The sequence below is a fragment of the Brevibacillus sp. JB24b genome, from assembly GCF_051713385.1.
GTDB lineage: Bacteria > Bacillota > Bacilli > Brevibacillales > Brevibacillaceae > Brevibacillus_B > Brevibacillus_B laterosporus.
Genome location: NZ_JBNVQV010000001.1, coordinates 3,148,069 through 3,174,724, shown reverse-complemented (window position 1 = coordinate 3,174,724; position 26,656 = coordinate 3,148,069). Strand labels below are relative to the sequence as shown.

The window sequence follows — 26,656 nt, the reverse complement described above, 5'->3', positions numbered from 1 at the left end:
ACAAGCTTCACCCTGTGGTTCAATGCTTTTTTCCACATCAGTAGTTATTCTTTGATTGAGGGGTATCGTTTAACCAGCTTTCAAAGAAATTTTTTAGAGAAAAACAAACGAATACAAAAAGCGCTCTTCCTACCAAAACAAAGAAGAGCAGCAAATGGCTACCCCCTATATTTGAAATTGCTATAGAATCATATCAAAAACTCCATCGACCCATTCAGGATTCTCAGCTATATGATATTCTCGGCATAGATTATTGTGAACCTTCTTATATTCTACGATGATGCAATGTAACACATGGAGGATTTTAACTGAATCTCTACTACAGTCCCAGTTTGCAAGAAGAGTTAGTTGCCAGTTTTGCAAGTTACTCCTGCTTCCTTCCATTTTTGCCCAATCATCAAGAGTATTCGGCTGTGTTCCTGCCTCCATAAGCCATGCTGCCGCCACTAAGAAACGCAAGGTGTCGACGCATTGTAGGGCATAGTACATTTCTTCTCTCATTACCCTGCGGTAAGTTTCGTGAACATAAGCAAAAACTTGGATCGCGATATTTCAATGTCTTCGGTGGTCGGTGTATATAATAATTGCATGGACTGCTCCAGAATGTTCGTCATCATTCCATCCGTATCATGGATAATCCGTATATTTTGTAACCAGATGGAGGGCTGCATTTCTTCTGTTTGATAATAAAAGGAGTCCACCATTATAAAAGAACAAAAATGTGCAACACTGTAATTTGCTAACGGGTCATCCTCATAAAATAAAACGTTCCCCCAGTTTTTCGCTCGTTGCTTCTTGTTTGCCCGATACTCTTCAAAAAACTCATCTTTGACGATAATGGAAGATCAATGTCGGAATACAGATCGGTATTTTGGTTTCCAATTGAACCTCCATAAAATACGGACAGTATATTTGGATCGTTTAACAAATCCAGCTCTATTTTTTTCATGATGCTTTGACGGTGCTTGGGAAGCAGTAAGTCTCTTTGTTTATGCTTAGTTTCAAATCCCACACATAATGAAATCAGTCCTTTTTTAGTTTTGTGCTACCAATTAGGCTTTGTATTTCAGCCATATGTCAAGCGGAGACCATCCAAATCCGGTACAAGAAACATCCTTCCATTAGCCCCCAATCATGCTCACTTATAGGGAGCTCCTTTTTTCTTTTACCCATAAGTTTTTCCTATATGTAGATAGAGACCCCTGAAAGACGCTTGCCAACAGGTTCTTAGCAAAACAACCAATGTCGACCCATAATGTGTTCAAGCTGAACCGGAATTCCGAAAAAACGGGATAAAAGCTCGGGAACAAGCATGTCATTAGTCCGACCAGAATCAAAAATGCTCCCATCTTTGAGCAAGAGCGTATGCGTGAAACAAGGTAAGATCTCTTCAATATGATGGGTAACGTAGATAATGGTAGGGGCATTAGGTTGTTTAGTAAGTGTATCAACGTATTGTAATAATTGTTCGCAAGCTATGAAATCAAGACCTGTTGTAGGTTCATCTAAAATCAACAACCGCGGGGATGCCATTAGGGCACGAGCTAATAAAATGCGTTGTCGTTCACCCTGTGACAAAACCTGATAGGTACGGTGCTGTAAATGAGTACAACCAAATTGTTCTAATAAGGCCTTTGCCTGCTCTACTTCACCTTGAATCGTCGGTTCGTATAGGCTTAGAGAAGCGTGTTTACCAGATAATACAATATCTATGGCGGTATCACTTCCTCGTAGCTGTTGTTGCAGAGAACTACTAACAAGACCAATTTCTTTACGTAACTGCCGCAAGTCATAGGTACCAAATTTTTTTCCAAGAACCTCAATTTCTCCAGACGTAGGCCAAAGATAGCCGTTTAGGAGTTGTAGGATGGTAGATTTACCTGATCCATTTAAACCTAGTAGACACCAATGCTCTCCAGAATGAATGTCCCAGCTTATCTCTTTGAGAATAGGTGTATCGCCACGTTTCCAGCAGATCTTGTATAAGGTAAGGATTTGTTCAGCTTGCACGAACAGGCTCTCTCCTTTTTCGTCATTTTAAACATTGTACTAATTTTCTGTCTCATTTATTAATCTAGAAATGAAAGGACATGAGTGGAAAATCGTTTAATCATGCGTTTTGCAAAGAAGGATGCAAGGCAATAACACGAATAAAAATCATGTTTATATAAAAAATGTTCGGGTTTAATCTTGATTATTCAAAAAGTGATGTTATAATCAATAGGGTTTGTAATTTCCTAACATTTTCAAGGGGGCAACTTCTATGAATTATGATGTTATCATTGTCGGAGCTGGTCCAGCAGGAATTTTTACGGCTTATGAATTGATTCATAAAAAACCGGATTTACAGATCCTGTTGATTGAAAAAGGGCACAATATTTACTCGCGTCGCTGTCCCATCCTTGAGAAAAAAATCAGTAAATGTCCGCCTCCAGCAGGTCGAAAGGATTATAGTGGGTGTTTGCCAGCTTGCTCTATTACCAATGGATTTGGGGGAGCAGGGGCTTATTCAGATGGAAAATTCAACATCACGACAGAATTTGGCGGCTGGATGACTGATTATTTAGCACCTTCTGAAGTACTCGAACTGATAAAATATGTAGATGAAATAAACTTAAAACTCGGAGCAACACCCCATATTACTGATCCAACTACGGATGCGGTCCGTGATATAGAACGTAAGGGGCAAGCAGTTGGACTTAAACTATTACGTGCTAATGTTCGTCATTTAGGCACAGAGCAAAATTTAGAAATTTTGAAGAGGATCTACGAAGAGCTAGAACCACAAATGAAGATGATCTTCAAACAGGAAGTGGAAGATATCATTGTTGAGAAAACAGACAATGGGAAAGAAATTCGCGGGATTACCTGTAAAAAGGGTCAGGAGTATCGGGCAAATAAAATAGTTATTACTCCTGGCCGAGACGGTTCACAATGGTTCGGTGAGATATTGAAAAAGCAGGGCTTACGGTTGATTAACAATCAAGTAGATGTGGGAGTTCGCGTAGAAACCACCAACGTGGTGATGGAGGAAATCAATAAGCATCTATATGAAGGGAAATTTTTATTTAAGTCTTCTACGGATCAAATTGTGCGTAGTTTTTGTTCCAATCCAAGCGGTCATGTTGTCGTAGAGAATCACAGCGGGGTTATGGCGGCTAATGGTCACGCATATAAAGATGAGAAGCTTGGTTCGCCTAACACGAACTTTGCCTTGCTTGTGTCTCATGTATTTACTGAGCCATTTGATAAGCCGAACGAATACGCTAAAGAGGTATCACGACGTGCTAATGATCTATCCAACGGTTCGGTGATTGTACAACGCTTTGGTGATATAAAACGCGGTCGTCGTTCCACAGATAAGCGACTGAAAGAGGGATTTATTGAACCAACGTTAAAAGAAGCTGTTCCAGGTGATCTCGGATTAGTATTACCTTATAATACGATGAAAAGCCTAATTGAAATGGTGGAGGCACTTGATCATGTTACGCCAGGTATTGCCAGCGAACACACCCTGTTTTATGGAGTAGAAGCGAAATTCTATTCAGCACGCCCACATTTGAACCTCCACTTTGAAACGGAAATTATTGGTTTATACGCTGGTGGTGATGGAGCAGGTTTAACACGTGGACTCGCGCAGGCAGGGGCATGTGGAGTTCATATCGCTCGGGGAATTTTACGTCAGCTATCTTAAAATATGGAAGAATACAACTACATTTTGTCACAACAGTATGATTGTCAAGTCCATTTCTTGTGCTATAATGTTTTCAAATGGGTCACACCTCATTTACTTAATTAAATTTATAGTTTTAGGTGATGGAAGTTTGGTGTAAATCCAACGCGGTCCCGCCACTGTGATAGACTGTTTTTTAGTCTTAAGTCAGGTCTTTTACCTAAAAACTATTGAAAGGCTAACCATTTCGAGGCGAAGGTGGTTAGTCCATGTCTAGTGATGTTTCCCGCCTCGCTAGACTTTTTTAATGGAGAAAGGAGCGAATATGTTAAAAAAGGTTTGTCAAATCGCCTTACTTGTTGCACTTGCAATGGTAAGTGTAATAGGTTGTTCAAAAAATGAAGTAGCACAAAACACAGCAGCAGAAGAAAAGGTTGAAAACAAGGTCGTTGTACAGGGTTCAACTGATCAGGGTAAAACAAAAGATGCTGAAAAAACGATTCAATTCAAAGGGGATCAAACCTTGTATGAGTTGATGAAAACCAAATTTAAAGTGGAAGACGATAATGGATTTATTACGTCAATTGAAATTGAAAAACAAAATGGAGCAGAGAAAAAGTATAGGCTGTACGAAGTGAACGGAGCACCCACGGTGTTTTTAATTTCGGACTAGCACCACTTTTACTCCTTTGTTACACAAATTGACAAATCAACATTTTGATAAGTCTTGACAAACAGAACAGGCACAATGTAGTGCTTGACGAATCTTATCAAACCTTTGATGCAAAAGGTTTTTATACACAAAGACGTGTATAGTGTTTTTAAAAATAACAACCAATACATAGTTGACTATATGATAAATATAGTAGTACAGTATTGATAGAAAACAGAATACAGGTTACACAAAGACGTGTTACTTATGTAGATAGCAAAGAGGCTTTTAAAGGGAATATTCCCTTCTAAAAAGCCTCTTTTTTTATTTCAAATGGAGGTGTCAGCATGGATAAGGTAAGTTTTAAAACAGACATTTACATGGGACAAGGTGCTTTGAATCGTCTACAGGATCTGAAAGGGAAACGGATTTTTATTGTCACCGACCCTTTCATGGTTCAATCGGGAATGATTCAACAAGTCATTAACCAAATTGATGAAAGTAATAAGCACATGGTTTTTAGCGACATCGTTCCAGATCCACCAATCGAAGTTGTTGTGAGTGGGATGAAAGCACTCAGTGAGTTTGAAACTGATACGATTGTTGCACTTGGAGGAGGCTCCGCTATTGATGCCGCGAAAGCAATGAAATATTTTACGAAACAAGTGTCCGCACAACAAGATATTCCTTTCATTGCTATTCCGACAACAAGTGGAACGGGTTCAGAAGTAACCGCATTTTCAGTCATAAGTGACCAACAAAAAAATATTAAGTATCCACTTGTGTCGAATGATATGACTCCTGAAGAAGCTATTTTAGACCCAGAGCTAGTAAAAAGTGTCCCTGATTTTATTACAGCCGATACGGGAATGGATGTTTTGACGCATGCCATCGAGGCGTTTGTGTCTACAAAAGCAAATGATATTTCTGATGCTCTTGCGGAAAAGGCGATGAAGCTTGTCTTTGAATATTTAGTAAGAGCATACAAGGATGGTAATGATTTAGAAGCACGTGAAAAAATGCACAATGCTTCATGCCTTGCAGGAATGGCCTTTAATGTTACATCACTAGGCCTCAATCACGGAATTGCCCATGTAGCTGGAGCTAAGTTCCACATTCCTCATGGCCGCATGAATTCCTTACTGCTTCCACATGTCATCGAATTCAATGCGAATTGTGGAACAGGGTATGGCGAAGTTGAAAATCAAAAAACAGCTAAGAGATACGCTGCTATTGCAAAAAGCTTAGGTCTACCAGCAAGCAATACGAGAAGTGGGGTACGTAGCTTAATTAATGCGATCAAGCAATTACAAAAACAATTAAAAATGCCAACAAATTTGCGGGATTGTGGTATCGAGTATAAGCTGCTAGAAGAAATGAGAAATGCGATTGCAGAAGGGGCGCTAAAGGATGGATGTACAATAACAAATCCACGTGTGCCAACGGAAGAAGACGTTATTGGAATTTTGAACAAAATGTTTCAGTAGCGAATATTTTGTCGAAATTCGTCTAATGAAGTATTGACATCGTTTACAAGTTCAAATATAGTGAAATTAACACAATGACGTGTTAAGAATTTTAATTGAGAGCGAAGAGGCTCCTTAAAAATTGCCATGTGTATTTTTTAAGGGGCCTTTATGTGTTTTTAAAGTTTTTTCAAGCAGATGGGATGAGGTTTATGAGCCAAAACAATGAGAAACAACGTGTTATTCAAGAGTATGTACCGGGTAAACAGGTCACACTAGCTCATATCATAGCTAATCCGAATCCAGATATTTATAAAAAGCTAGGATTAAGTAGTGATACGAAGGATGCAATTGGTATTTTAACCATTACCCCAAGTGAAGCATCGATTATCGCTGCTGATATAGCAACGAAAGCTGCTGGCGTACTTATTGGTTTTGTGGATCGTTTCAGTGGATCAGTGGTGGTTACAGGCGATGTATCCTCTGTGGAGTCCGCATTAAATGAAGTGTTGCTTGGCTTACAAGATATTTTAGGATTTTCAGCTACGAAGATAACGAGAACGTAGTTATGAAGAAAATCATTTTAACAGGAAATACAGGATGTGGTAAGACCACTTTATGCCAGCGACTTCACGGACATGTGATCGCCTATAAGAAAACACAAGCCATTGAAACTTTCGACCAAGCCATTGATACACCTGGGGAATGTATAGAAAATAGAGGTTTATATAGAATGTTGCTTGTGACAAGTGTCGATGCGGATGTCATTGGCCTTGTGCAAGATTGCACAAACGAGGATTGTTATTTTCCACCCTCTTTTGGCTGTGTATTTGCGAAACCAGTTATTGGTATCATCACAAAAGTAGACATTGCCAAAAATGCGGAGGACGTGAGAAAAGCTAGGGAATACTTACTAGCAGCGGGTGCTTCGCAAATTTTCGAGATCTCCTCTACTGAAAACATAGGTATAGAAGAGCTACAGAACTACTTAAATGATGATGAATAAGATTTGAGAAGTATTTATTTTTCTTAGACAATGAGGTGTGGTACCCATGAATGGAAAAATTGTAGTAGTCGATGACGAGCCTATTACAAGAATGGATATTCGTGAGATTTTAAAAGAAGCGAACTACAATGTAGTAGGGGAAGCTTCAGACGGTTTTGAGGCCATTGAGTTATGTAAAAAGCATTTGCCTGATCTAGTGATTATGGATATTCAGATGCCTATCCTAGATGGATTAAAAGCGGGAAAAAGAATCCTTTCGGAGCAATTAGCTGGTGGCGTCGTTCTGTTGACAGCCTTTAGTGATAAAGAAAGTATTGAAAAGGCTTCTAGTATTGGTGCTTTGGGTTATCTAGTGAAACCACTTGATGAAAAATCTTTCATACCAATGGTTGAAGTTACCATCGCCAAAGGAAAAGAATTTCGTAAGCTAGAAAAAAACTATACAAAGGTCTCTCAAAAGCTAGAGGAACGAATTGCAATTGAGAAGGCAAAAGGGATTTTGATGAAAGAAAATGGTTTTTCTGAAGAAGAAGCGTATCAGACCATTCGTAAATTGAGTATGGATAAAAGATGTCCTATGATTGAAATCGCTACCACAATCGTGATCTCTTATGATTAGAGAAACCATTACGCAGTTGTGTAAAAAACATACTCATTTATCAGACGCTGAGATTCAGAAAATCATTGAAGTAGCCCATTCTAATGAATTATTTGATTTGCAGGAGGGAAGGGACCTTTTTATTGATGTCCTTTCGAAACTGACAAACGAAGCTATTGTTGTCTACCATCAAACTCATGGGATAGCGCAATCTTTGTATCAATGTCCTGTTGTTGGCGAAGTTGCTTTAAGGGAAAATGAGCCTGGTGTACTCCGGACGTTAGAAACAGGAGTTATGTCAGTAGGACTTGTTGCAAAAACCCAAGAGAACCAATTGGTTCGACAAACGGTATATCCAATTCATCTAGATGGAAAAGTCATTGCTGTACTTATCTATGAAAAAGATGTAAGTGAAAACATCAATGCTAATTTTAAAGTAACCAAAAACGATTCCCAATACGAAGATATAGCATCTACCGTAACAGCTATGATCAGATTTAATGAATCCGTTATCAATCAGCTTGATGACGCTATATTAATCTTTGATAAAGATGGTTTTTTAAAACTGAAGAATAGCAAAGCGGATAGACAATATAAAAATTTGGGGTATTTAGAAGATATACAGGGTCTACATTACGATAACCTGTCTTTAGATCAAACTTTGTTTGTAGAAGTAATGAGGGAATTTGACGAGACAAACCTAAGTCAATTCCAGAAAGATGTACATGTTGCTAAGTATTTCTTTCAAGTAAAAAGATTGTTGATTGATGAGCGTGACTTGCGTTTAGTCGTTATTTTACATGACGTAACGGAAATTAAAGATAAAGAAGCTGAAATTATCTCAAAATCTGTGGCTATCCGTGAGATTCATCATCGTGTTAAAAATAATTTGCAAACGGTAGCTTCCTTACTGCGTATCCAATCTAGACAATGTGAAAGTGAAGAAGCAAAGAAATGTCTGAATGAGAGTGTAAGCAGAGTACTAGCTATCGCTGCCACTCACGAGCTACTCTCTACACAAATAGAAGCTAACGTAGATTTACTTGAAGTTATCGAGCTAATCGCAGCTAATATTCAACGTTGCTTTGTTAATTGTAAGAAGATAGATATACGTATAGAAGCTAATCAAAAAATTTGTATAGATAGTAATCGCACAGTTGCTATAGCGCTTATTATCAATGAGTTGCTACAGAACTGCTACGAACATGCCTTCTCTGATCGGGAGGAGGGAATTGTAAGGGTTTCCTTGTGTGTAGAAGGAAAGCTTGCAACCATTGAAGTGGTGGATAATGGAAAAGGTTTCTGTGTCGATAAATGTTCACAAGAAAGCCTAGGTTTATCTATTGTCACAAGCTATGTTAAGGATAAACTAAAGGGGAGCATGAAAATTGCTTCTACCGAAAATGGAACATCTGTTACTTTTTCTTTCAAAATATAATATTGATACTACAAAGACGTAGTATGAAATAAGCAAAGAGGCTTAAGGTTATATATTCTCAGTTGATGGGGATGTATGTAACTTTAAGCCTCTTTTCTTTTTTCTACTAGCTATAAGGGGGTGACAAAATGAAAGAGGAATTGCTAAGCGTAGGTATCGATATGGGAACATCAACAACCCAAATTGTGTTTTCTAAGCTGTATATTCAAAACTTAGCCTCAACGTTTTCTGTTCCACGTATCGTCATCACCAATAAAGAAGTGATATACCGAAGTGATATTTGCTTCACGCCATTGCTCTCTGCTAACAGAATTGATGTTCAACAAATTAAGGTATTTGTGCAGGAGCAGTATGAAAAAGCTGGCATAAAAAAAGAAGAGATTCAAACTGGCGCCGTTATTATTACCGGCGAAACGGCACGAAAAGAGAATGCGAATGAGGTATTACTTACCTTGAGTGGCTTTGCTGGAGATTTCGTTGTTGCAACAGCTGGTCCTGATCTTGAAAGTATTATTGCTGCAAAAGGAGCAGGGGCACATACGTATTCGAAGGAACATTCCACTTCAATTGTCAACATTGACATTGGTGGCGGTACTAGTAATTTAGCGGTATTTAGCCACGGAGAATCACAAGATACGGGTTGTTTAGATATTGGTGGGCGATTGATCAAGGTAGATCCCGTGACTCATGAAATCATCTATATCGCACCTAAAATCAACATGTTGATTCAAAAAAGAGGATACGACATACAGCTAGGACAAACCGCTACAGCAGAGAAGTTGCAACCAATCATCCAAGAAATGGTTTGGCTTTTAGAAGAAAGTGTAGGTCTAAAAGAAAAAAGCGATTTTTATGAAACGATTCTCACTCATAGAGGATTAAAACTTGACAAACCGATTTCATGCATTTCCTTTTCGGGTGGCGTAGCCGATTATATCTATCAGCATGAAGAGAAGGATGTGTTTCATTACGGAGATATCGGCATCTTGTTAGGAAGAGCTATTGCTACCTCTCCACTTATGACACAAATGAAAGTCTTTCATTCTGTAGAGACAATTCGTGCAACAGTTGTTGGTGCTGGTTCTCATACTACTGAAATAAGTGGTAGTACGATCACTTATACAGAGGAAACGTTCCCGATTAAAAACGTACCGATTCTAAAAGTAGCTATAACGGACGAATCAGGAGACGAAGAGAAACTAGCACAGGCCATTCGCGAAAAATTAGAGTGGTTCAAAGTAGATAATGATTTACAAAAAGTAGCGATTGCCATTGAAGGGAAAAAGAATCCTAGCTTCCCCGAAATTCAGATATACGCTAAAGGAATACACAAGGGGATGGCTGAGCTACTTGAAAGAGAGTATCCATTCATAGTGATTGTTCACCATGACATGGCGAAGGTACTAGGACAAACCCTATATGCACTACTGAACTACAAAAAAGATGTTGTGTGCATCGACAGTATTCAGGTAGACAATGGTGATTACATTGACATTGGGAAACCAATTGCCAATGGAAAAGTATTACCCGTAGTGATCAAAACACTCGTATTCAACTAAGAGATGTACAAATGAGAGGAGGAGCTTTTGTGATCTTAAAGACGAAATTATTTGGTCGGATGTATCAATTTTCATCCATTATCGAAGTCCTAGCAAAAGCGAATGAAGTAAAATCTGGGGATACATTAGCCGGTGTTGCTGCTACTTCAGCTGAAGAACGCGTTGCTGCTAAGGTTGTTCTAGCTCAACTAACATTAGCTGATTTACGTAACAACCCTGTAGTTCCTTATGAGAAGGATGAAGTAACACGCATCATCCAAGATCAAGTGAACGAAAAAATTTACGCTGAAATTAAAAACTGGACAGTTGAAGAATTGCGCGAGTGGATTCTAAACGAGAACACAAAAGAGTCTGATATCAAACGCATTTCCAGAGGTCTAACTTCTGAAATGATCGCAGCAGTAGCAAAAATCATGTCCAACCTTGACTTGATTTACGGAGCAAAAAAAATCCGCATTACTGCTCATGCAAACACAACAATTGGTCATGCAGGTACGCTATCTGCTCGTTTACAGCCTAACCATCCAACCGATGATCCAGACGGTATTACAGCTTCCTTAATGGAAGGTTTAACTTACGGTATTGGTGATGCGGTACTTGGTTTGAACCCAGTAGATGATTCCACTGAAAGCGTTGCGCGTGTCTTAAAAAGATTTGAAGAGTTTAAGCAAAAATGGGAAATTCCTACACAAACTTGTGTATTAGCTCACGTAACTACACAAATGGATGCTATCCGTCAAGGAGCTCCTACAGATTTGATTTTCCAATCCATTGCTGGTTCTGAAAAAGGAAACGAGGCATTTGGTTTTAATGCTGCGACGATTGCTGAAGCTCAACATTTAGCTTTGCATGAAGGTACAGCTACTGGTCCAAACGTAATGTATTTTGAAACAGGACAAGGTTCCGAATTGTCTTCTGAAGCTCATCATGGAGTGGACCAAGTAACAATGGAAGCACGTTGCTATGGTTTTGCTAAGAAGTTTAGTCCATTCCTTGTGAACACAGTTGTTGGCTTTATCGGACCTGAATATCTCTACAACTCTAAGCAAGTTATTCGAGCAGGTCTTGAAGATCACTTCATGGGTAAATTAACAGGTATTCCAATGGGATGCGATGCTTGTTACACCAACCATATGAAAGCAGATCAAAATGATATTGAAAACTTAGCTGTATTATTGTCAGCTGCTGGATGTAACTTCTTCATGGGTATCCCTCATGGTGACGACGTAATGTTGAACTATCAAACAACAGGATACCACGATACAGCTACATTACGTGAGCTGTTAGGCTTGACTCCAATTAAAGAATTCGAACAATGGATGGAAAAAATGGGCTTCATTGAAAATGGAAAACTTACGAAAAAAGCCGGAGACGCTTCTGTGTTCTTAAAGTAAAGAAAGGAGGAAACAACAGTGAACGAAAAAGAACTAAAATCCATGATTGAAAGCATTCTATCTCAAATGATGGACAGCCCTAAAGAGGCAGTAGCTACACAAGAAATGGTATCACAAGAAATGGTTACTCAAGCAATCGCAGCAAGTGGTCAACAACATCAAGAGGAATCTATGATTAGTGATGAATTCTTGGACGACATCACAGAAGTTGACATTAAAGCACAGCTTTTGATTCCAGACCCTGAAGATAAAGAAGGGTATCTGAAAATGAAAGAAAAAACCCCTGCTCGTCTTGGGATTTGGAGAGCAGGCCCACGTTATAAAACATCTACATCCTTACGTTTTCGTGCGGACCATGCGGCAGCACAGGATGCGGTATTCTCCTACGTACCTGAAGAATTTGTAAAAGAAATGAATTTGGTATCGATTGAAACGCTTTGCAAAGACAAAGATGAATATATCACTCGACCAGATTTAGGTCGTCAGCTATCTCCAGAAACCATCCAATATGTAAAGCAGAACACAACGCAATTTGCGAAAGTTCAATTGGTTGTTGGGGACGGATTAAGCTCTGCTGCAATTGAGGCTAACCTACGTGACATTCTACCATCCATTACGCAAGGTTTAAAAATGTATGGAATCGAAATCGGTAATATTTTATTCGTAAAACATTGCCGTGTACCTTCCATGGATGTCATCGGTGAAATTACAGGAGCAGATGTTGTATGTCTTCTAGTAGGGGAAAGACCTGGTCTAGTAACAGCAGAATCAATGAGTGCTTACGTTGCTTATAAGCCAACAGTTGGTATGCCAGAAGCAAAAAGAACAGTTATCTCCAATATTCACCAAGGTGGTACACCAGCAGTAGAAGCTGGGGCTCATATTGCAGAGCTAATCAAAACCATGATTGATAAAAAAGCTTCAGGTATCGATTTGAAAATGTAGGAAAGGGAGGAAGTCTGATGAGAAACGAGCCTATTTACGCAACAGTATTAGGAACTAAGCTGATCTCTAACGTGAGTCCTGATATGGCTGAGAAGCTAGAACTAAAACCACATCACAAAAGTTTGGGAATCATCACAGCTGATATTGATGATGTGACATATACCGCATTAGACGAAGCAACCAAATCAGCTGATGTAGATGTTGTTTATGCAAAAAGTATGTATGCGGGATCAGCTAATGCATCTACAAAACTAGCTGGTGAGGTAATTGGGATCATTGCAGGTCCAAGCCCAGCAGAAGTGAAAAGTGGACTTAGTGCTGCTATCAGCTATATCGAAGACTCAGCACATTTCGTAGGTGCCAATGACGATAATTCGATTACGTATTTCGCACATTGTGTCTCCCGTACAGGTAGCTATTTGTCTCAAGTAGCTAATATAAATGAGGGCGAAGCAATTGCCTATTTGATTGCACCTCCTCTCGAAGCAATGTACGCACTTGATGCAGCTTTAAAAGCAGCAGATGTGAGCATTGGAGCTTTCTTTGGACCTCCATCTGAAACCAACTTTGGTGGTGCCTTATTAACTGGTAGTCAATCTGCATGCAGAGCAGCATGTGATGCATTTGCAGCAGCCGTTCAATTTGTGGCTGACAACCCTACCAGTTACTAAGGGATAATCCATGAAAAATCAAGCATTAGGACTTGTTGAGACGAAAGGACTCTTGGGAGCAATGGAAGCTGCTGACGCTGCTCTCAAAGCCGCAAATGTTACATTCATTGGTTTTGAAAGATTAAAAAAAGATGGTTTGGTGACAGTCAAGGTAACAGGTGATGTTGGAGCAGTACAAGCTGCCGTTGAAGCAGGAAGTGCTGCTGCTAGACAACTAAACTGTCTCTTCAATAGTCATGTCATTGCAAGGCTACATGAAGAAACAGCTAAAATTGTCACTGTTGATTTACCAAAAGAAACACCAAAAAAAACGCCTAAAGAATTACCTGCAAAAAACATCCAAAGCACTCCTCTTGAAGTAATTACAGAAAAGAAAAAGCCAGAGGCAGCACCGGTTGTTGATCACGTAGAAGAAGTCTCTGTTCAACTAACTGAAAACGCTCAAGAGGGAACACAGGATGAAAATGATGTGGTAATTCAAGAGCAACAACTAGAAGAAGCTACCTCCCTTGTTTCTTCTGGTAAAAAGAAAGAAAAACGACTAGAAGATATGAAACTAGCGGAGTTAAGAAAAATAGCTTACAAGTTAAAATTAACAACCATTTCGAAAGTGCAAGTAAAGTATGCAAAAAAAGATCAGCTTATTAAAGCGATCGCACAACATGAGGGAGAGAAGGAGTAAAAAATGGAAGTTCTAGACAAAGACCTAATGTCCATTCAAGAGGTACGTACTTTAATCAAAAAAGCAAAAGAAGCTCAAGTCAAACTAGCTTCCATGACACAAGCACAAATTGATTCCATTGTTAAAGCGATGGCAGATGCTGCTTATGAGAATCGTGAGAAGTTAGCTAAAATGGCAAACGAAGAAACAGGCTTTGGTCGTTGGCAAGATAAGATTGTCAAAAACGCATTTGCTTCTAAGCATGTTTATGAAGAGATTAAAGACCTTAAAACCGTTGGTATCTTGAATGAAGATAAAGAGAATAAAACAATGGAAGTTGGTGTACCTGTAGGTGTTGTAGCTGGTCTAATCCCATCAACAAATCCTACTTCCACTGTTATCTATAAAGCAATCATCTCTCTTAAATCGGGAAATAGTATTGTATTTTCCCCACATCCAAATGCACTACGTTGTATCTTAGAAACAGTAAAAATCATTAGTGAAGCTGCTAAAAAAGCAGGTTGCCCAGATGGTGCTATTGCTTGCATGACTGTACCAACTATCCAAGGTACAGATCAATTGATGAAACACAAAGATACAGCTATGATTTTGGCTACTGGTGGTACAGCTATGGTAAAAGCAGCTTACTCCTCTGGTACACCAGCAATCGGTGTAGGACCTGGTAATGGACCAGCATTTATTGAAAGAAGTGCTAACATTCCATTAGCAGTAAAACGTATCCTTGATTCTAAAACGTTTGATAACGGAACCATTTGCGCTTCTGAACAATCCGTTGTTGTAGAAAGAGACAACAAAGCTGCAATTGTTGAGGAGTTCAAAAAACAAGGCGCTTACTTCCTTTCCAAAGAAGAGAGCCAAAAACTAGGAAAATTCATTATGCGTGCAAATGGCACAATGAATCCTCAAATCGTAGGAAAAAGTGTTCAGCACATCGCGAAATTAGCTGACCTACAAGTTCCAGAATCAACACGAGTTCTAATCGCTGAAGAAACAGAAGTTGGAAGCAAGGTTCCATACTCTCGTGAAAAATTGGCTCCAATCCTTGCTTTCTACACAGAAGACAACTGGAGAACTGCATTAGATCGTTGCGTTGAGATTTTAAATAACGAAGGTGCTGGACACACAATGATGGTTCATACGAACAATGAAGCTATCGTTCGTGAATTCGCTTTGAAACAGCCTGTATCCCGTATCCTTGTTAATACACCAGGTACTTTAGGCGGTATTGGTGCAAGTACTGCTCTATTCCCAGCGTTAACATTGGGTTGTGGAGCGGTTGGAGGAAGCTCAACTTCCGATAACGTTGGCCCACTAAACCTACTTAACATTCGTCGTGTAGCTTACGGCTTGAAAGAATTAGAAGATATTGTAGAAACAAGAGCAACTGAAGTAAAAGAACCTACTCTTGAAGCTACTAATAAAGAAGAATTGATCAGCTTAATTGTAAAACGCATTTTAGCTGAAATGTAAGATCCAGTTACGCTATAAACTTGGCTAGTTCAAGTTTACTTATATACATGATGTGTTGCACATCAGATGTACTATTTCAAAAATCATAAAAACATTCTAGGAGGAATTTTATTATGGCAAACGCAAACGCATTGGGAATGGTAGAAACTAAAGGTCTAGTTGGAGCTATTGAAGCAGCAGATGCAATGGTAAAAGCAGCAAACGTTACATTGATTGGTAAAGAACAAATCGGTGCAGGTCTAGTAACAGTTATGGTACGTGGAGATGTAGGTGCGGTTAAAGCAGCAACAGACGCTGGAGCAGCAGCAGCAGAACGCGTTGGAGAATTACTATCTGTACATGTAATTCCAAGACCACATACTGAAGTAGATGCAATCTTGCCAAAAACTGCACAATAATTATAGTCGGATGGATGCAAATTTTTGCATCCATCTCCCTATCTACCATATTGGGGTCAGGTAAGCTTCTTAGCTAACAATTGTGAGAAGCTTTTCCGACGAGGGATGTGAACATATGGCTCTTATCACAGAAAACGATTTGCGAAAACACTTTAAAAATCAAGATGCAAAAGATACTAAGATTTATGAAGTGAAAAAGGGCGTCATTCTCACGCCTTCTGCTAAAAGTTTTTTAACAGATCATCAGATAGAGCTACGCTACTTTGATGAGAACGCAACTCAACAAAAAAGTGCTCATGTGCCAACAACGGAACTTTCAACTAAACCATCCATTCGCTATGAAACAATCTATGGTGGATATCTTGAAAGTAAACCAGAGCATATGACTCATTTATATGGAAATCTCCTTGTCTATAAAGACCATCCTCGCATCATTTTTCGTGGAAAACTAGATTCATTAGAAGCTAAGATTCTCCAAGCTCAAATTACTGGAGTAAAAGCAGGGCTACCAAAGCTGGCAGCTGATTTGGAAGAAGTACTTCTATTTGTACGAAATATTTTGCGCTGTGAAGTTCTCGGTGAGAGGCTGACTAATATCCAATTGTTAGATATGACATCTGATGAAATAAGAGAACAATCTCATCATCCTAAGAAATATTTCGGGTTAGATCATTTTAAGCCGAGCTATGAAATGGGTGAGATGGTTGTTGCCTTAAATTCATTGCGTACTTTCACGAGAGAAACGGAATTGTTGGCTTATCAAGCATTTAAACAAGAGCATGGAAGTGTGGAACGTGAAGACATTATTCAAGCATTGAATCGTCTATCCTCCTTATTTTGGATATTAATGTTTCGCGTTCGTCTAGATAAATACAAAGCTTGAGGAGAGAACTATGAAAAACGATCTGATTGAAAGCATTGTAGATGAAGTAGTAAAACGTGTTAATGAAGAGATGTGTGTTCCTATTGAAGCATCTGGGAAACATGTTCACTTGAGCAGAGCTGACATTGACACTTTGTTTGGCCCAGGCTATGAGCTGACAAAGATGAAAGATTTGTCTCAGCCTGGACAATATGCTTGCAAGGAACGGGTTACGCTAATTGGTCCTAAAGGTGCTTTGCATAATGTAGTTGTACTTGGACCTGAACGTAAAGAGACGCAAGTAGAGATCGCTTTAACAGATTCTGTTGCACTAGGTGTAAAAGGGATTATCAAAGAGAGCGGACAGCTAGAAGGAACACCAGGAATTGTAATTGCCTCAGCTACTAATATGGTTCAATTGCAAAAAGGATTAATCGTCGCAAAACGCCATATTCATATGACTCCTGAAGATGCGGCAAAACATAATGTTGCCAACGGTGAAACGGTTCAAGTTAAGGTATTCAGCAGTCGACCATTGATTTTCGATGATGTAATGATTCGTGTAAGTCCTTCTTATGCAACATTCATGCATATTGACTATGATGAAGCGAATGCGTGTGGATTTACGAAAGGTACTATGGGGAAAATTTTGAAGAAAAGTACCTAGGAGTGTGAAAAAATGAACATAGAAGCTTTAGTCGAAGCGGTTACAAAAGAGGTATATAAAAAGCTCCAAGGTATGAAGCTTTTGCAGGAACAGCCAATCAAGCGGCAAAAAGCAATCATTATGGACAACCAAGCACACCCTGAAATTGAAGCACAAATCGAGTCACGCTACGATTTTCAATATTACGATGAGCAGACGAAAGATTGCGATCTCGTTATCATCCCGACTATTTGCATTCAGCTACTAGGGAATCTGGCAAATAGCATCAGTGCGGGAAGTCGTGAACGTTTTATTTTAACCATGCTTTTAAAAGGTAAAAAAGTAGTCGCTTTAGAAAATTCCATGGTTTATAAAAAATATAAACAGACGGCAAACCCGGTGTTGTATAAGCAATACGAGGAGTTTGAAGAGAGAATCAAGAGTTTTGGTATTCAAATGGTTCAAGTATCTGACTTACTCAATACTGATAGCAAAGAACACAAACCAGAGGTTGCAAGTGCTAAGCAAGAGAGCGAGATTGAACGAGAAGAAGTTCGTCAGGAAGTTATTTCTAAAAAGCTGATTACAGAATCTGATTTGAAGAAATTTCATCTGCGCCAAGTGAATCAAATCATCGTGAGCAAAAACAGTATTATTACACCACTTGCAAAAGATTATATCAAAATGCAGCAGATTCAAGTACGGAGAAAATAACGGGGTGAACGTATGATTGTTGGAGAAGTTGTCGGCAGTCTTTGGGCTACGAGAAAAGATGAAAAGCTAAATGGGTTAACGTTTCTAGTAGTTAAACCGCATTCATATGATGAAAATACTTCAAAGGAATGCTTTGTTGCGGCTGATCATGCCGGAGCGGGTATAGGTGACACCGTTCTTGTAACGAAAGGCAGTGCAGCAAGAAGCTCCATGAAAGATCAGAACGTACCCATTGATGCAGTTATTGTGGGTATTGTAGATTCTCTGGAGATGAACAATGAGTAGTTCCATTGGCATTCTTGAATTAAGAAGTATAAGTAAAGGATATGAGACGGCTGACTTCATGCTAAAAAAATCCACCGTGGATATCCATCATATGCGTTCCATTTGCCCGGGTAAATTTCTAATCATTGTTAGTGGTGATACTGCAAATGTACAAGAGTCCATGGAGACCGCAAAACAGGCCTCAAAGGATTTTCTTGTGAGTGAGTTTTTTCTAAATGGTGTTCATAACGACATCGTTAATGGTTTGAAAAAAAGCTACTCAACTGAGCCTATAAATGCCATTGGAATTTTCGAAACATCCAACGTCTCATCTGGTATTTACGCGATAAACCTTGCCTTAAAAGGTGCCCATATCTTCTTGAAAAGAATCAACCTAGGTATGGGTATCGGCGGCAAGCTCGTCGCTGTCATTACTGGAAGTGTAAGCGATGTTGAACAAGCGATGGATATAGCTGTTACGTCTATCGATCAAAAGCGAATCGTTCATTATACCGTTATGCCATCACCAAGTGAAGAGATCAAAAAACAGTTTCGGTAAGAGCGGAGGAAGTATGTATGGGAATAAATGAAATCATTATTTACCTAATGGTCATTTTTATGGTTTTGGGTGCGATTGATAAGTGTATTGGGAATAAATTTGGCTTAAGTCAACAATTCGAAGAGGGTATTATGGCAATGGGTTCCTTAACGCTAGCCATGGTAGGTATTATCTCTTTGTCTCCTGTATTAGCCAAAGTGCTTAGTCCTATTGTTGTACCTTTATTTGATGCACTAGGAGCAGACCCAGCAATGTTTGCTACTACGATTTTAGCAAATGATATGGGTGGCTTTGCATTAGCGCAAGAACTAGCGAAAGATCCAGAAGCAGGAATGTTTGCAGGGGTTATTTTAGGTGCTATGTTAGGGCCAACGATCGTTTTTACGATTCCAGTTGCTCTAGGTATTATTCGTAAAGAAGATCACAAGTTCTTAGCAACAGGTGTTCTAGCAGGAATTATTACAATTCCGATTGGTTGTATTGCTGGTGGACTAGTTGCTGGTTATTCAATTGGCATGATTTTAACCAATCTAGTGCCAATTCTCATTTTTGCGGCTCTTATTGTACTAGGATTAGTGAAATTCCCGAATGGAATGATCAAAGGCTTTACGATCTTTGGCCAATTCATCGTTATTGTGGCAACGCTTGCATTAGCAGCTGGCATCATTGAACAACTCGTGGGTCTGACTATTATTCCAGGACTAGCTCCTATCTCAGAAGGTATTCAGATTGTTGGAGACATTTCCATTGTCTTAGCAGGAGCGTTCTGTATGGTATTTGTTATTACAAAGGTGTTTAAGAAGCCATTGCTTAAATTGGGTAAAGTACTTGGAATGAACGAAGTTGCTGCAGCAGGTATGGTTGCTACTCTTGCTAATAACATTCCGATGTTTGGAATGATGAAAGATATGGATGATAGAGGTAAAATTATTAACGTTGCCTTCGCTGTATCAGCAGGATTTGTTCTTGGTGACCATTTAGGATTCACAGCAGGTGTTGCAAAAGATATGATCTTCCCGATGATTGTTGGTAAATTAGTCGGTGGTATTACAGCAATCTTTGTAGCCATCTTCATTTCTAAAAAAATGATTGAGGGAAAAAAAGATAAAGATAATAAAACGGAGGTTGCGTAAAATGGAAAAATTAGACATCAAAGCCATTGAAGAAATTGTCCGTAAAATCATTACTGAAAAAGTAGGGGCTACTACAACACAAGCTCCTGAAGAATTCCCAAAACATCGGGATAGTAGCGGTGTTACCTCTATACCTTTACAAACTGTGCGTGTAGCAGAAACAGATCGTTTAGATACTGGCAATAAAGAAGATATTGTTTATTGCAAAGATCTATTTTCATTAGAAGAAAGCCCACGTCTAGGTTGTGGAATTATGGAAATGAAAGAGACAACCTTTGACTGGACTCTTAACTATGATGAGATCGATTATGTTATAGAAGGTTACTTAGAGATTATCATTGATGGTCGCAAAGTTAGTGCAAAAGCAGGAGAGATTATTTTGATTCCTAAAGGAACAAAAATCCAATTCTCTGTACCTGAATTTGCTCGCTTTATGTATGTAACGTATCCAGCAGATTGGGCAACTCAAAAATAATCGGATACGTGAAATACACATTAATAACGTTAATAAAAATGATATAACGTTGATAATTAGGTTGTCGAGGATACTCGACGGCCTTTTGTTTGTTTCAAATAAGCAAATAGCGGAAATATCATATAAAATCAAAGTTTAGTAAATAATAAAACAATAAAGTAAATTATAAAACCATCCGATCTATTCTTCTATTCGTTATAATTTATAGTGTAACAACTTGGTTATACTACTAATAGACAAGGGGGGGTATTATAGTGAGCTTTAGTCGAAAGAATATCATCTCGTTAAGCATCGCACTAGCTGTACTTGTTATTATTCTGTTACTCCCAACACCAGAAAATTTACCACTTGCTGGTCAAAGAACCCTAGCTATCCTAGCATTTGCCGTTATTTTATGGGTTACGGAAGCGGTTACATATCCAGTGAGTGCGGCTTTAATTGTTGGGCTTATTGCTGTTTTAATCGGATACTCACCAACAGTTGAAGACCCAAATGTCCTGTACACAACTAAGAAAGCGCTTACTATGGCGCTGGGAGGCTTTAGCAATTCAGCCGTAGCGTTAGTTGCGGGGGCATTGTTCCTAGCTGTAGCGATGGAAATCACTGGCTTGCATAAGCGTATCGCACTATTGGTACTATCAAAAGTAGGATCAAAATCAAATAATATCGTACTTGGTACCATTCTTGTAAGTATTGTTCTTGCTCTGTTTGTTCCGAGTGCAACAGCACGAGCAGGTGCCATTATTCCAATCTTAATGGGTATGGTTGCTGCTTTTGGTCTAGAGAAGAATAGCCGTCTTTCTGCCTTGCTGATGATTACAACTGTCCAATCCATTTCGATCTGGAACATTGGGATTAAAACGGCTGCAGCTCAGAATATGGTCGCTCTGGGTTTTATGGAAACCGCTTTCAATTACCATATTTCTTGGGGGCAATGGTTCATCTATGCAGCACCTTGGGCAGTTATCATGTCTGTCATTCTCTACTTTGTTATGACGAAATTAATTAAACCGGAGCTTAGTGAAATACCAAATGGCCGAGAGTTAATTAAAAAACAATTGGCCGAGCTAGGTAAGCTGACTTCAAAAGAATGGCGTTTAATGATAGTTTCCTTACTACTCTTGTTCCTTTGGTCTACAGAGGGAGTCTTGCATACGTTAGATTCCACTACAATTACACTTGTGGCAGTTGCCGTCCTTTTATGCCCTGGCATTGGGGTGTATACTTGGAAGCAAGTAGAGCAAAAAGTAGGATGGGGAACGCTAATTGTATTTGCGGTTGGAATGTCCTTAGGGAACCTTTTATTAAAAACAGAGGGTGCTCAATGGATTTCCAAAGGTATGTTTGAATCAATGGGTTTAACTGCCATGCCAGTGATTACTGTTATTATCATATTGACATTATTTAACATTTTGATACACCTAGGATTTGCTAGTGCAACCAGTTTGGCATCTGCATTTATTCCAATTGTTATCGCATTGGTAACTGCAATGGAGCCTACGTTTAACAAGCCTGGTATGGTCTTAATTCAGCAATTTGTTATTAGTTTTGGATTCCTATTACCAGTAAGTGCACCGCAAAATATGCTTGCTTACGGCACAGGTTCCTTTACAACCAGAGACTTTGTTAAGTCGGGTGTACCTCTTACCATAGCGGGCTTTATTCTCATAATTGCATTTAGTATGACTTATTGGCAGTGGATGGGTTTACTTTAGGACGCAAAAGGTTTAAATTGTTTAATGGGATTGATCTCCTTCTATTTGAAACCGCTTCGATTAGGTATTTTCATCCAAATAGAAGTTTAATGGAAATAAAAGGAGATCAACAAACCTCAATTTCGTGCAGGTCATGATCACAACAAGACTGTAGGAGGGTTACAAATGAGTATGAATAACAAACTGCCAGCTAGCCCTTGGGCAGAATTTTATGGACCGAATCTTGGTTATGTGTTTGAGCAATATGAGATCTATATGGAAAATCCGGAAGAAGTACCTGCAGACTTACGAAAATTGTTTGATAATTGGGGATCGCCGGTCCTTCCAGAAGATGGTCTTCATAGTCAGGTAACAACACCTGAAAGCTCCGCACCAAGGACGTTGCCATTTGCAAAAATGAAGAAATTCGTTGCTGCTCTTCAGTTGGCAGATACAATCCGTGGGTTTGGACACTTAGGTGCTAATCTCTATCCTTTGGAAGCTCAGATTCCACAAGCGGATATGTTGCATTTGGATCAATATGGTTTGACCGAGGCTGATCTTCGAGATATTCCAGCTGAGTTCATTTGCAACCAACAGCCGGGTCGTTTCGCGAATGGATGGGAAGCGATCCAGTATTTAAAAGAGACGTACACAAGCAATATTGCCTTTGAATTTCAACATGTGGATGAAGCAGAAGAAAAAGCATGGATTCAAAGCATGATTGAGTCTGGCGAAGTAACTAAGGAACTCTCTTTGCAGAAAAAGACTGATCTTTTAAAAAGATTGAATGAGGTAGAAGGTTTTGAAAAGTTTCTACACAAGCAATTTGTAGGAGCAAAACGCTTTTCCGTAGAAGGTTTGGATGTCCTAGTTCCTGTCATTGATGAGATTGTGGATCACTCGGTTCAAGCGGGAACACATGATGTAACCATCTCTATGGCGCATCGCGGGCGTTTAAATGTATTAACTCACGTACTGGGCAAACCTTACGAAGATATTTTTAGTCAATTCCAGCATTCGCCAAAAGAAAAGCTGGACAAGGCCCAGGAAGCTAATGTCGGCTGGACAGGTGATGTAAAGTATCACTTTGGGGCGGTTAAAGAGATTAAGAATGGCGACAAGACAACACGTATCACAATGGCGCACAATCCAAGTCACTTGGAAGTGTCAGGGTCTATCGTAGAAGGCTATACGAGAGCAGCTCAAGATGATCGCTCTCAAGCAGGCTATCCAAGACAAGATGTAAAGAAAGCTATTTCTATCCTTGTTCACGGTGATGCTGCTTTTCCAGGACAAGGTGTAGTTGCTGAAACTCTTAACTACTCTGGCATCAAGGGCTATAAAACGGGCGGAACAGTACACATCATCGCTAACAACCGTGTGGGTTTCACCACGGAAAGCGAAGATTCAAGATCTACTCGATATGCGAGCGATATCGCCAAAGGGTACGGAATTCCAATCATTCATGTGAATGCGGATGATCCTGAAGCATGCATAGCTGCCGCAAAATTAGCCTTCCAATATCGTAGCAAATTTTACAAGGATGTACTGATTGACCTGATCGGCTACAGACGTCTTGGACATAACGAAATGGATGAACCAATGGCAACAAACCCGATGACCTACATCGTGGTTCGGAAACATCCAACGATAACTCAAATCTACAAAGATCGTTTGATCGAAAGAAAAGAACTGTCCAAAGAGCAAGTAGACGCGATAGAAGAAGCTGTCAAACAGACATTTATGAAAGCTTATGAGAAAGTAAACAAAGCACATGACGACTCTGGATTGATTCCTGATCTACCAGATGCGGTCAAAATTGGTTATCCAAACGTAAAAACCTCTGTTGATTTGAAAAAATTAGTAGAGATTAACGCGGATTTATTAAAATGGCCTGAAGGTTTCCATGTCTTTGATAAACTAGAAAAAATCTTATCCCGCCGTCAGCAAGTCTTCACGGATAACGGGAAGATTGATTGGGCACATGCAGAAGCTCTAGCATTCTCCACTATATTAGGAGACGGAACACCTATTCGTCTAAGCGGTCAGGATTCTGAGCGTGGTACGTTCTCTCACCGCAACATAGTATTACATGATTCTCAGACGGGCGAAACGTATTCTCCATTGCATGGTTTGCCATCTGCGAAAGCTTCTTTTGAGGTGCGCAACAGTCCATTGTCTGAATACGCCGTACTCGGATTTGAATATGGCTATAATGTTTTTGCTCCAGAAACGCTTGTACTATGGGAAGCACAATTCGGGGATTTTGCAAACACGGCTCAAGTAATATTTGACCAATATATTTCAGCTGGTCGTGCAAAATGGGGCCAGAAATCAGGTCTTGTGATGCTACTGCCACATGGATATGAAGGTCAGGGACCAGAGCACTCCAGTGCGAGACTTGAACGTTTCTTACAGCTTTCTGCGGAAAACAACTGGACAGTAGCTAATCTTTCTTCTTCTGCTCAGTATTTCCATATTTTAAGAAGACAGGCTGCCATGTTAAACAAAGACGAAGTAAGACCATTGGTGATTATGTCACCGAAGAGCTTGCTACGTAATCCTTCTGCGGGATCATCTATTGATGAATTTACTAAAGGGGAGTTTGCAACGGTTATTGAGCAGCCAGGTTTAGGACAAAAACCTGAAGCAGTAGAGCGCTTAGTATTCTGCACAGGAAGAATGGCTGTTGATTTGTCCGACCAAGTAGCGGACGTCGGAAAATTTAATTGGTTGCAAATTGTTCGAGTTGAGGAACTATACCCGTTCCCAACAGAAAAAATCAACGAGCTAATTGGCAAATACAAAAACCTGCGTGAAATTATTTGGACGCAGGAAGAACCAAGAAACATGGGAGCATGGACTTTTGTAGAACCACGTTTAAAAGCACTAGCACCAAAAGGAGTAAATGTATCCTACAACGGACGTATGAGACGCTCTAGTCCGTCGGAAGGAGATCCAGTTGCTCATAAAAAAGAACAACAACGTATTCTTGCACAAAGTGTTACTAGAAACTTGGTAAGGGTGTGATAGAGATGGCAGAGGTAAAAGTACCAGAATTAGCAGAATCCATTTCAGAGGGAACAGTAGGTAAGTGGCTTAAACAGCAAGGTGAGGCAGTAGCCATGGGGGATATCCTACTTGAATTGGAAACCGATAAAGTAAACGTAGAAATTATCGCTGAAAATGAAGGTGTGTTAACGCAAGTATTAAAAGAAGAGGGTGACACCGTTAAAGTGGGTGAAACCATTGCAGTTATTGATGAAGCTGGAACAGCATCAACACCAAAAGCGGAAAGCAAACCTGCGCCAACTTCACAACCTGCACCAGAAGTAAAAGCACAACCAGCTGTTACTCAAGAGGAAGAAAGTAAACAGTCTGTAGTAGCTTCTCCAGCGGCTAGAAAGCATGCTAGAGAACGCGGAATTGACCTAAATGAAATTACTACAATGGATCCGTTAGGTCGCGTTCGCAAACATGATGTTTCTACTTTTGATCCAAGCCAGCAAGTAGCTACACCAAAACAAGCAGCCCCTGCTCCAAAAGCGGCGCCACAAGCCGAAGAGGTTAACCCTGCTAAACCAGTTGAGCGTCAAAGAATGTCTCGCCGCCGTCAGACGATCGCAAAACGCTTAGTAGAGGTACAACAATCAGCAGCGATGCTAACTACTTTTAACGAAGTAGATATGACCGCGATTATGGCTCTACGTAACAAACGTAAAGATGCGTTTGAGAAGAAAAATAATGTAAAGCTTGGCTTTATGTCCTTCTTTACAAAAGCAGTTATTGGTGCGTTGAAAAAATTCCCGCTCCTAAATGCTGAAATTCAAGGCGATGAAATCGTATTGAAGAAGTTCTATGATATTGGTATCGCTGTATCTGCACCAGAAGGCTTGGTTGTTCCAGTTGTTCGCGATGCAGATCGCATGAGCTTTGCTGAAATTGAAAAAGGAATTGGTGATTTAGCTGTAAAAGCAAGAGACAACAAGCTAGCTTTGTCTGACTTGCAAGGTGGAACGTTCACTATCACAAACGGTGGCGTATTCGGTTCGCTATTGTCCACACCAATTCTAAATGCTCCACAGGTAGGTATACTGGGTATGCACACAATCCAGACGCGTCCAGTAGCGATTGATCAAGAACGTATGGAAAACAGACCGATGATGTATATCGCGCTTTCCTACGACCACAGAATCGTTGACGGTCGGGAAGCAGTAGGATTCTTAGTAACAGTGAAAAACCTATTGGAAGACCCAGAATCTCTATTGCTAGAAGGCTAATATTCACGTATGAATACGGTCTGCCTCTTCTTTGCCTGAGCGCGGTGAAGCAAGTAGGAGGGAGGGGCAGACCT

Annotated in this window: 26 protein-coding genes and 1 riboswitch; of the genes, 24 read left to right on the top strand and 2 right to left on the bottom strand. The window is 39.7% G+C overall.

Annotated features, from left to right (window positions below):
• Window positions 1-180 precede the first annotated feature (180 nt).
• Together ACQV1I_RS14845 and ACQV1I_RS14840 are read right to left on the bottom strand one after the other, a co-directional pair.
• Complete coding sequence (locus tag ACQV1I_RS14845; protein WP_438769459.1) at window positions 181-501, bottom strand: hypothetical protein; 321 nt, start codon at window positions 499-501, stop codon at window positions 181-183.
• 726 nt (window positions 502-1,227) lie between these two features.
• Window positions 1,228-2,010: an ABC transporter ATP-binding protein gene (locus ACQV1I_RS14840; protein ID WP_116335183.1), complete on the bottom strand. Its 783-nt coding sequence runs from the start codon at window positions 2,008-2,010 to the stop codon at window positions 1,228-1,230.
• A 253-nt stretch (window positions 2,011-2,263) separates the two neighbouring features.
• On the opposite strand from ACQV1I_RS14840, the gene ACQV1I_RS14835 reads away from it, so the two are divergent.
• From ACQV1I_RS14835 to odhB, 24 genes are all read left to right on the top strand, one after another.
• Window positions 2,264-3,694: an NAD(P)/FAD-dependent oxidoreductase gene (locus ACQV1I_RS14835; RefSeq protein ID WP_094699765.1), complete on the top strand. Its 1,431-nt coding sequence runs from the start codon at window positions 2,264-2,266 to the stop codon at window positions 3,692-3,694.
• Window positions 3,695-3,791: 97 nt separating this feature from the next.
• Window positions 3,792-3,944: riboswitch (adenosylcobalamin (AdoCbl) riboswitch) on the top strand.
• Window positions 3,945-3,998: 54 nt separating this feature from the next.
• On the top strand, window positions 3,999-4,346 hold the full coding sequence (locus ACQV1I_RS14830) for a DUF4430 domain-containing protein (protein ID WP_116335182.1): 348 nt from the start codon (window positions 3,999-4,001) through the stop codon (window positions 4,344-4,346).
• A gap of 326 nt (window positions 4,347-4,672) precedes the next feature.
• Window positions 4,673-5,812: a 1-propanol dehydrogenase PduQ gene (locus ACQV1I_RS14825; RefSeq protein ID WP_116335181.1), complete on the top strand. Its 1,140-nt coding sequence runs from the start codon at window positions 4,673-4,675 to the stop codon at window positions 5,810-5,812.
• Between the two features lie 191 nt (window positions 5,813-6,003).
• Window positions 6,004-6,357, top strand: a complete 354-nt coding sequence (locus tag ACQV1I_RS14820; RefSeq protein WP_026315076.1) for a BMC domain-containing protein — start codon at window positions 6,004-6,006, stop codon at window positions 6,355-6,357.
• 2 nt (window positions 6,358-6,359) lie between these two features.
• The gene (locus ACQV1I_RS14815; RefSeq protein ID WP_018670681.1) at window positions 6,360-6,797 is read left to right on the top strand and encodes a EutP/PduV family microcompartment system protein; all 438 of its coding nucleotides are present in this window, start codon (window positions 6,360-6,362) and stop codon (window positions 6,795-6,797) included.
• Window positions 6,798-6,843: 46 nt separating this feature from the next.
• Window positions 6,844-7,416 carry an ANTAR domain-containing response regulator gene (locus ACQV1I_RS14810; protein ID WP_003336170.1) on the top strand — a complete coding sequence of 191 codons (573 nt, stop codon included), beginning with the start codon at window positions 6,844-6,846 and terminating at the stop codon, window positions 7,414-7,416.
• Window positions 7,412-8,833 (top strand): sensor histidine kinase, encoded by a 1,422-nt coding sequence (locus ACQV1I_RS14805; RefSeq protein WP_026315077.1) that lies wholly within the window; start codon window positions 7,412-7,414, stop codon window positions 8,831-8,833. The genes ACQV1I_RS14810 and ACQV1I_RS14805 overlap by 5 nt, the downstream gene beginning before the upstream one ends.
• A gap of 128 nt (window positions 8,834-8,961) precedes the next feature.
• Window positions 8,962-10,392 carry an ethanolamine ammonia-lyase reactivating factor EutA gene (gene eutA, locus ACQV1I_RS14800; protein WP_094699768.1) on the top strand — a complete coding sequence of 477 codons (1,431 nt, stop codon included), beginning with the start codon at window positions 8,962-8,964 and terminating at the stop codon, window positions 10,390-10,392.
• Between the two features lie 29 nt (window positions 10,393-10,421).
• The gene (locus ACQV1I_RS14795; RefSeq protein WP_094699769.1) at window positions 10,422-11,786 is read left to right on the top strand and encodes an ethanolamine ammonia-lyase subunit EutB; all 1,365 of its coding nucleotides are present in this window, start codon (window positions 10,422-10,424) and stop codon (window positions 11,784-11,786) included.
• A gap of 171 nt (window positions 11,787-11,957) precedes the next feature.
• Window positions 11,958-12,731, top strand: coding sequence for an ethanolamine ammonia-lyase subunit EutC (gene eutC, locus ACQV1I_RS14790; protein ID WP_373413118.1), 774 nt, complete (start codon window positions 11,958-11,960; stop codon window positions 12,729-12,731).
• 17 nt (window positions 12,732-12,748) lie between these two features.
• Window positions 12,749-13,402 carry an ethanolamine utilization microcompartment protein EutL gene (gene eutL, locus ACQV1I_RS14785; RefSeq protein ID WP_094699771.1) on the top strand — a complete coding sequence of 218 codons (654 nt, stop codon included), beginning with the start codon at window positions 12,749-12,751 and terminating at the stop codon, window positions 13,400-13,402.
• A 10-nt stretch (window positions 13,403-13,412) separates the two neighbouring features.
• Entirely contained in the window at window positions 13,413-14,084 is a 672-nt protein-coding gene (locus tag ACQV1I_RS14780) for a BMC domain-containing protein (RefSeq protein WP_094699772.1), read from the top strand.
• Between the two features lie 3 nt (window positions 14,085-14,087).
• Window positions 14,088-15,554 (top strand): acetaldehyde dehydrogenase (acetylating), encoded by a 1,467-nt coding sequence (locus tag ACQV1I_RS14775; RefSeq protein ID WP_094699773.1) that lies wholly within the window; start codon window positions 14,088-14,090, stop codon window positions 15,552-15,554.
• A 113-nt stretch (window positions 15,555-15,667) separates the two neighbouring features.
• On the top strand, window positions 15,668-15,952 hold the full coding sequence (gene pduA / locus ACQV1I_RS14770; RefSeq protein ID WP_094699774.1) for a propanediol utilization microcompartment protein PduA: 285 nt from the start codon (window positions 15,668-15,670) through the stop codon (window positions 15,950-15,952).
• 115 nt (window positions 15,953-16,067) lie between these two features.
• A complete protein-coding gene (locus ACQV1I_RS14765) occupies window positions 16,068-16,835 on the top strand; it encodes a cobalamin adenosyltransferase (protein ID WP_094699775.1) in 768 nt (255 codons plus the stop codon).
• Window positions 16,836-16,845: 10 nt separating this feature from the next.
• Window positions 16,846-17,481 (top strand): ethanolamine utilization phosphate acetyltransferase EutD, encoded by a 636-nt coding sequence (gene eutD / locus ACQV1I_RS14760; protein WP_116335180.1) that lies wholly within the window; start codon window positions 16,846-16,848, stop codon window positions 17,479-17,481.
• A 12-nt stretch (window positions 17,482-17,493) separates the two neighbouring features.
• Window positions 17,494-18,174: a TIGR02536 family ethanolamine utilization protein gene (locus ACQV1I_RS14755; protein WP_094699777.1), complete on the top strand. Its 681-nt coding sequence runs from the start codon at window positions 17,494-17,496 to the stop codon at window positions 18,172-18,174.
• Between the two features lie 12 nt (window positions 18,175-18,186).
• Window positions 18,187-18,459 carry a EutN/CcmL family microcompartment protein gene (locus ACQV1I_RS14750; RefSeq protein WP_018670692.1) on the top strand — a complete coding sequence of 91 codons (273 nt, stop codon included), beginning with the start codon at window positions 18,187-18,189 and terminating at the stop codon, window positions 18,457-18,459.
• Complete coding sequence (locus tag ACQV1I_RS14745) at window positions 18,452-18,997, top strand: BMC domain-containing protein (protein ID WP_116335179.1); 546 nt, start codon at window positions 18,452-18,454, stop codon at window positions 18,995-18,997. Before ACQV1I_RS14750 ends, ACQV1I_RS14745 begins: the two co-directional genes overlap by 8 nt.
• Window positions 18,998-19,014: 17 nt before the next feature.
• Window positions 19,015-20,130, top strand: coding sequence for an ethanolamine utilization protein EutH (gene eutH, locus ACQV1I_RS14740; RefSeq protein WP_094699778.1), 1,116 nt, complete (start codon window positions 19,015-19,017; stop codon window positions 20,128-20,130).
• A gap of 1 nt (window position 20,131) precedes the next feature.
• A complete protein-coding gene (locus tag ACQV1I_RS14735; protein ID WP_094699779.1) occupies window positions 20,132-20,605 on the top strand; it encodes a cupin domain-containing protein in 474 nt (157 codons plus the stop codon).
• A gap of 254 nt (window positions 20,606-20,859) precedes the next feature.
• Entirely contained in the window at window positions 20,860-22,320 is a 1,461-nt protein-coding gene (locus ACQV1I_RS14730) for a DASS family sodium-coupled anion symporter (RefSeq protein ID WP_116335178.1), read from the top strand.
• A gap of 165 nt (window positions 22,321-22,485) precedes the next feature.
• Complete coding sequence (locus ACQV1I_RS14725) at window positions 22,486-25,332, top strand: 2-oxoglutarate dehydrogenase E1 component (protein WP_116335177.1); 2,847 nt, start codon at window positions 22,486-22,488, stop codon at window positions 25,330-25,332.
• A gap of 5 nt (window positions 25,333-25,337) precedes the next feature.
• Entirely contained in the window at window positions 25,338-26,582 is a 1,245-nt protein-coding gene (odhB, locus tag ACQV1I_RS14720) for a 2-oxoglutarate dehydrogenase complex dihydrolipoyllysine-residue succinyltransferase (RefSeq protein WP_116335176.1), read from the top strand.
• The last annotated feature ends 74 nt before the right edge of the window (window positions 26,583-26,656 follow it).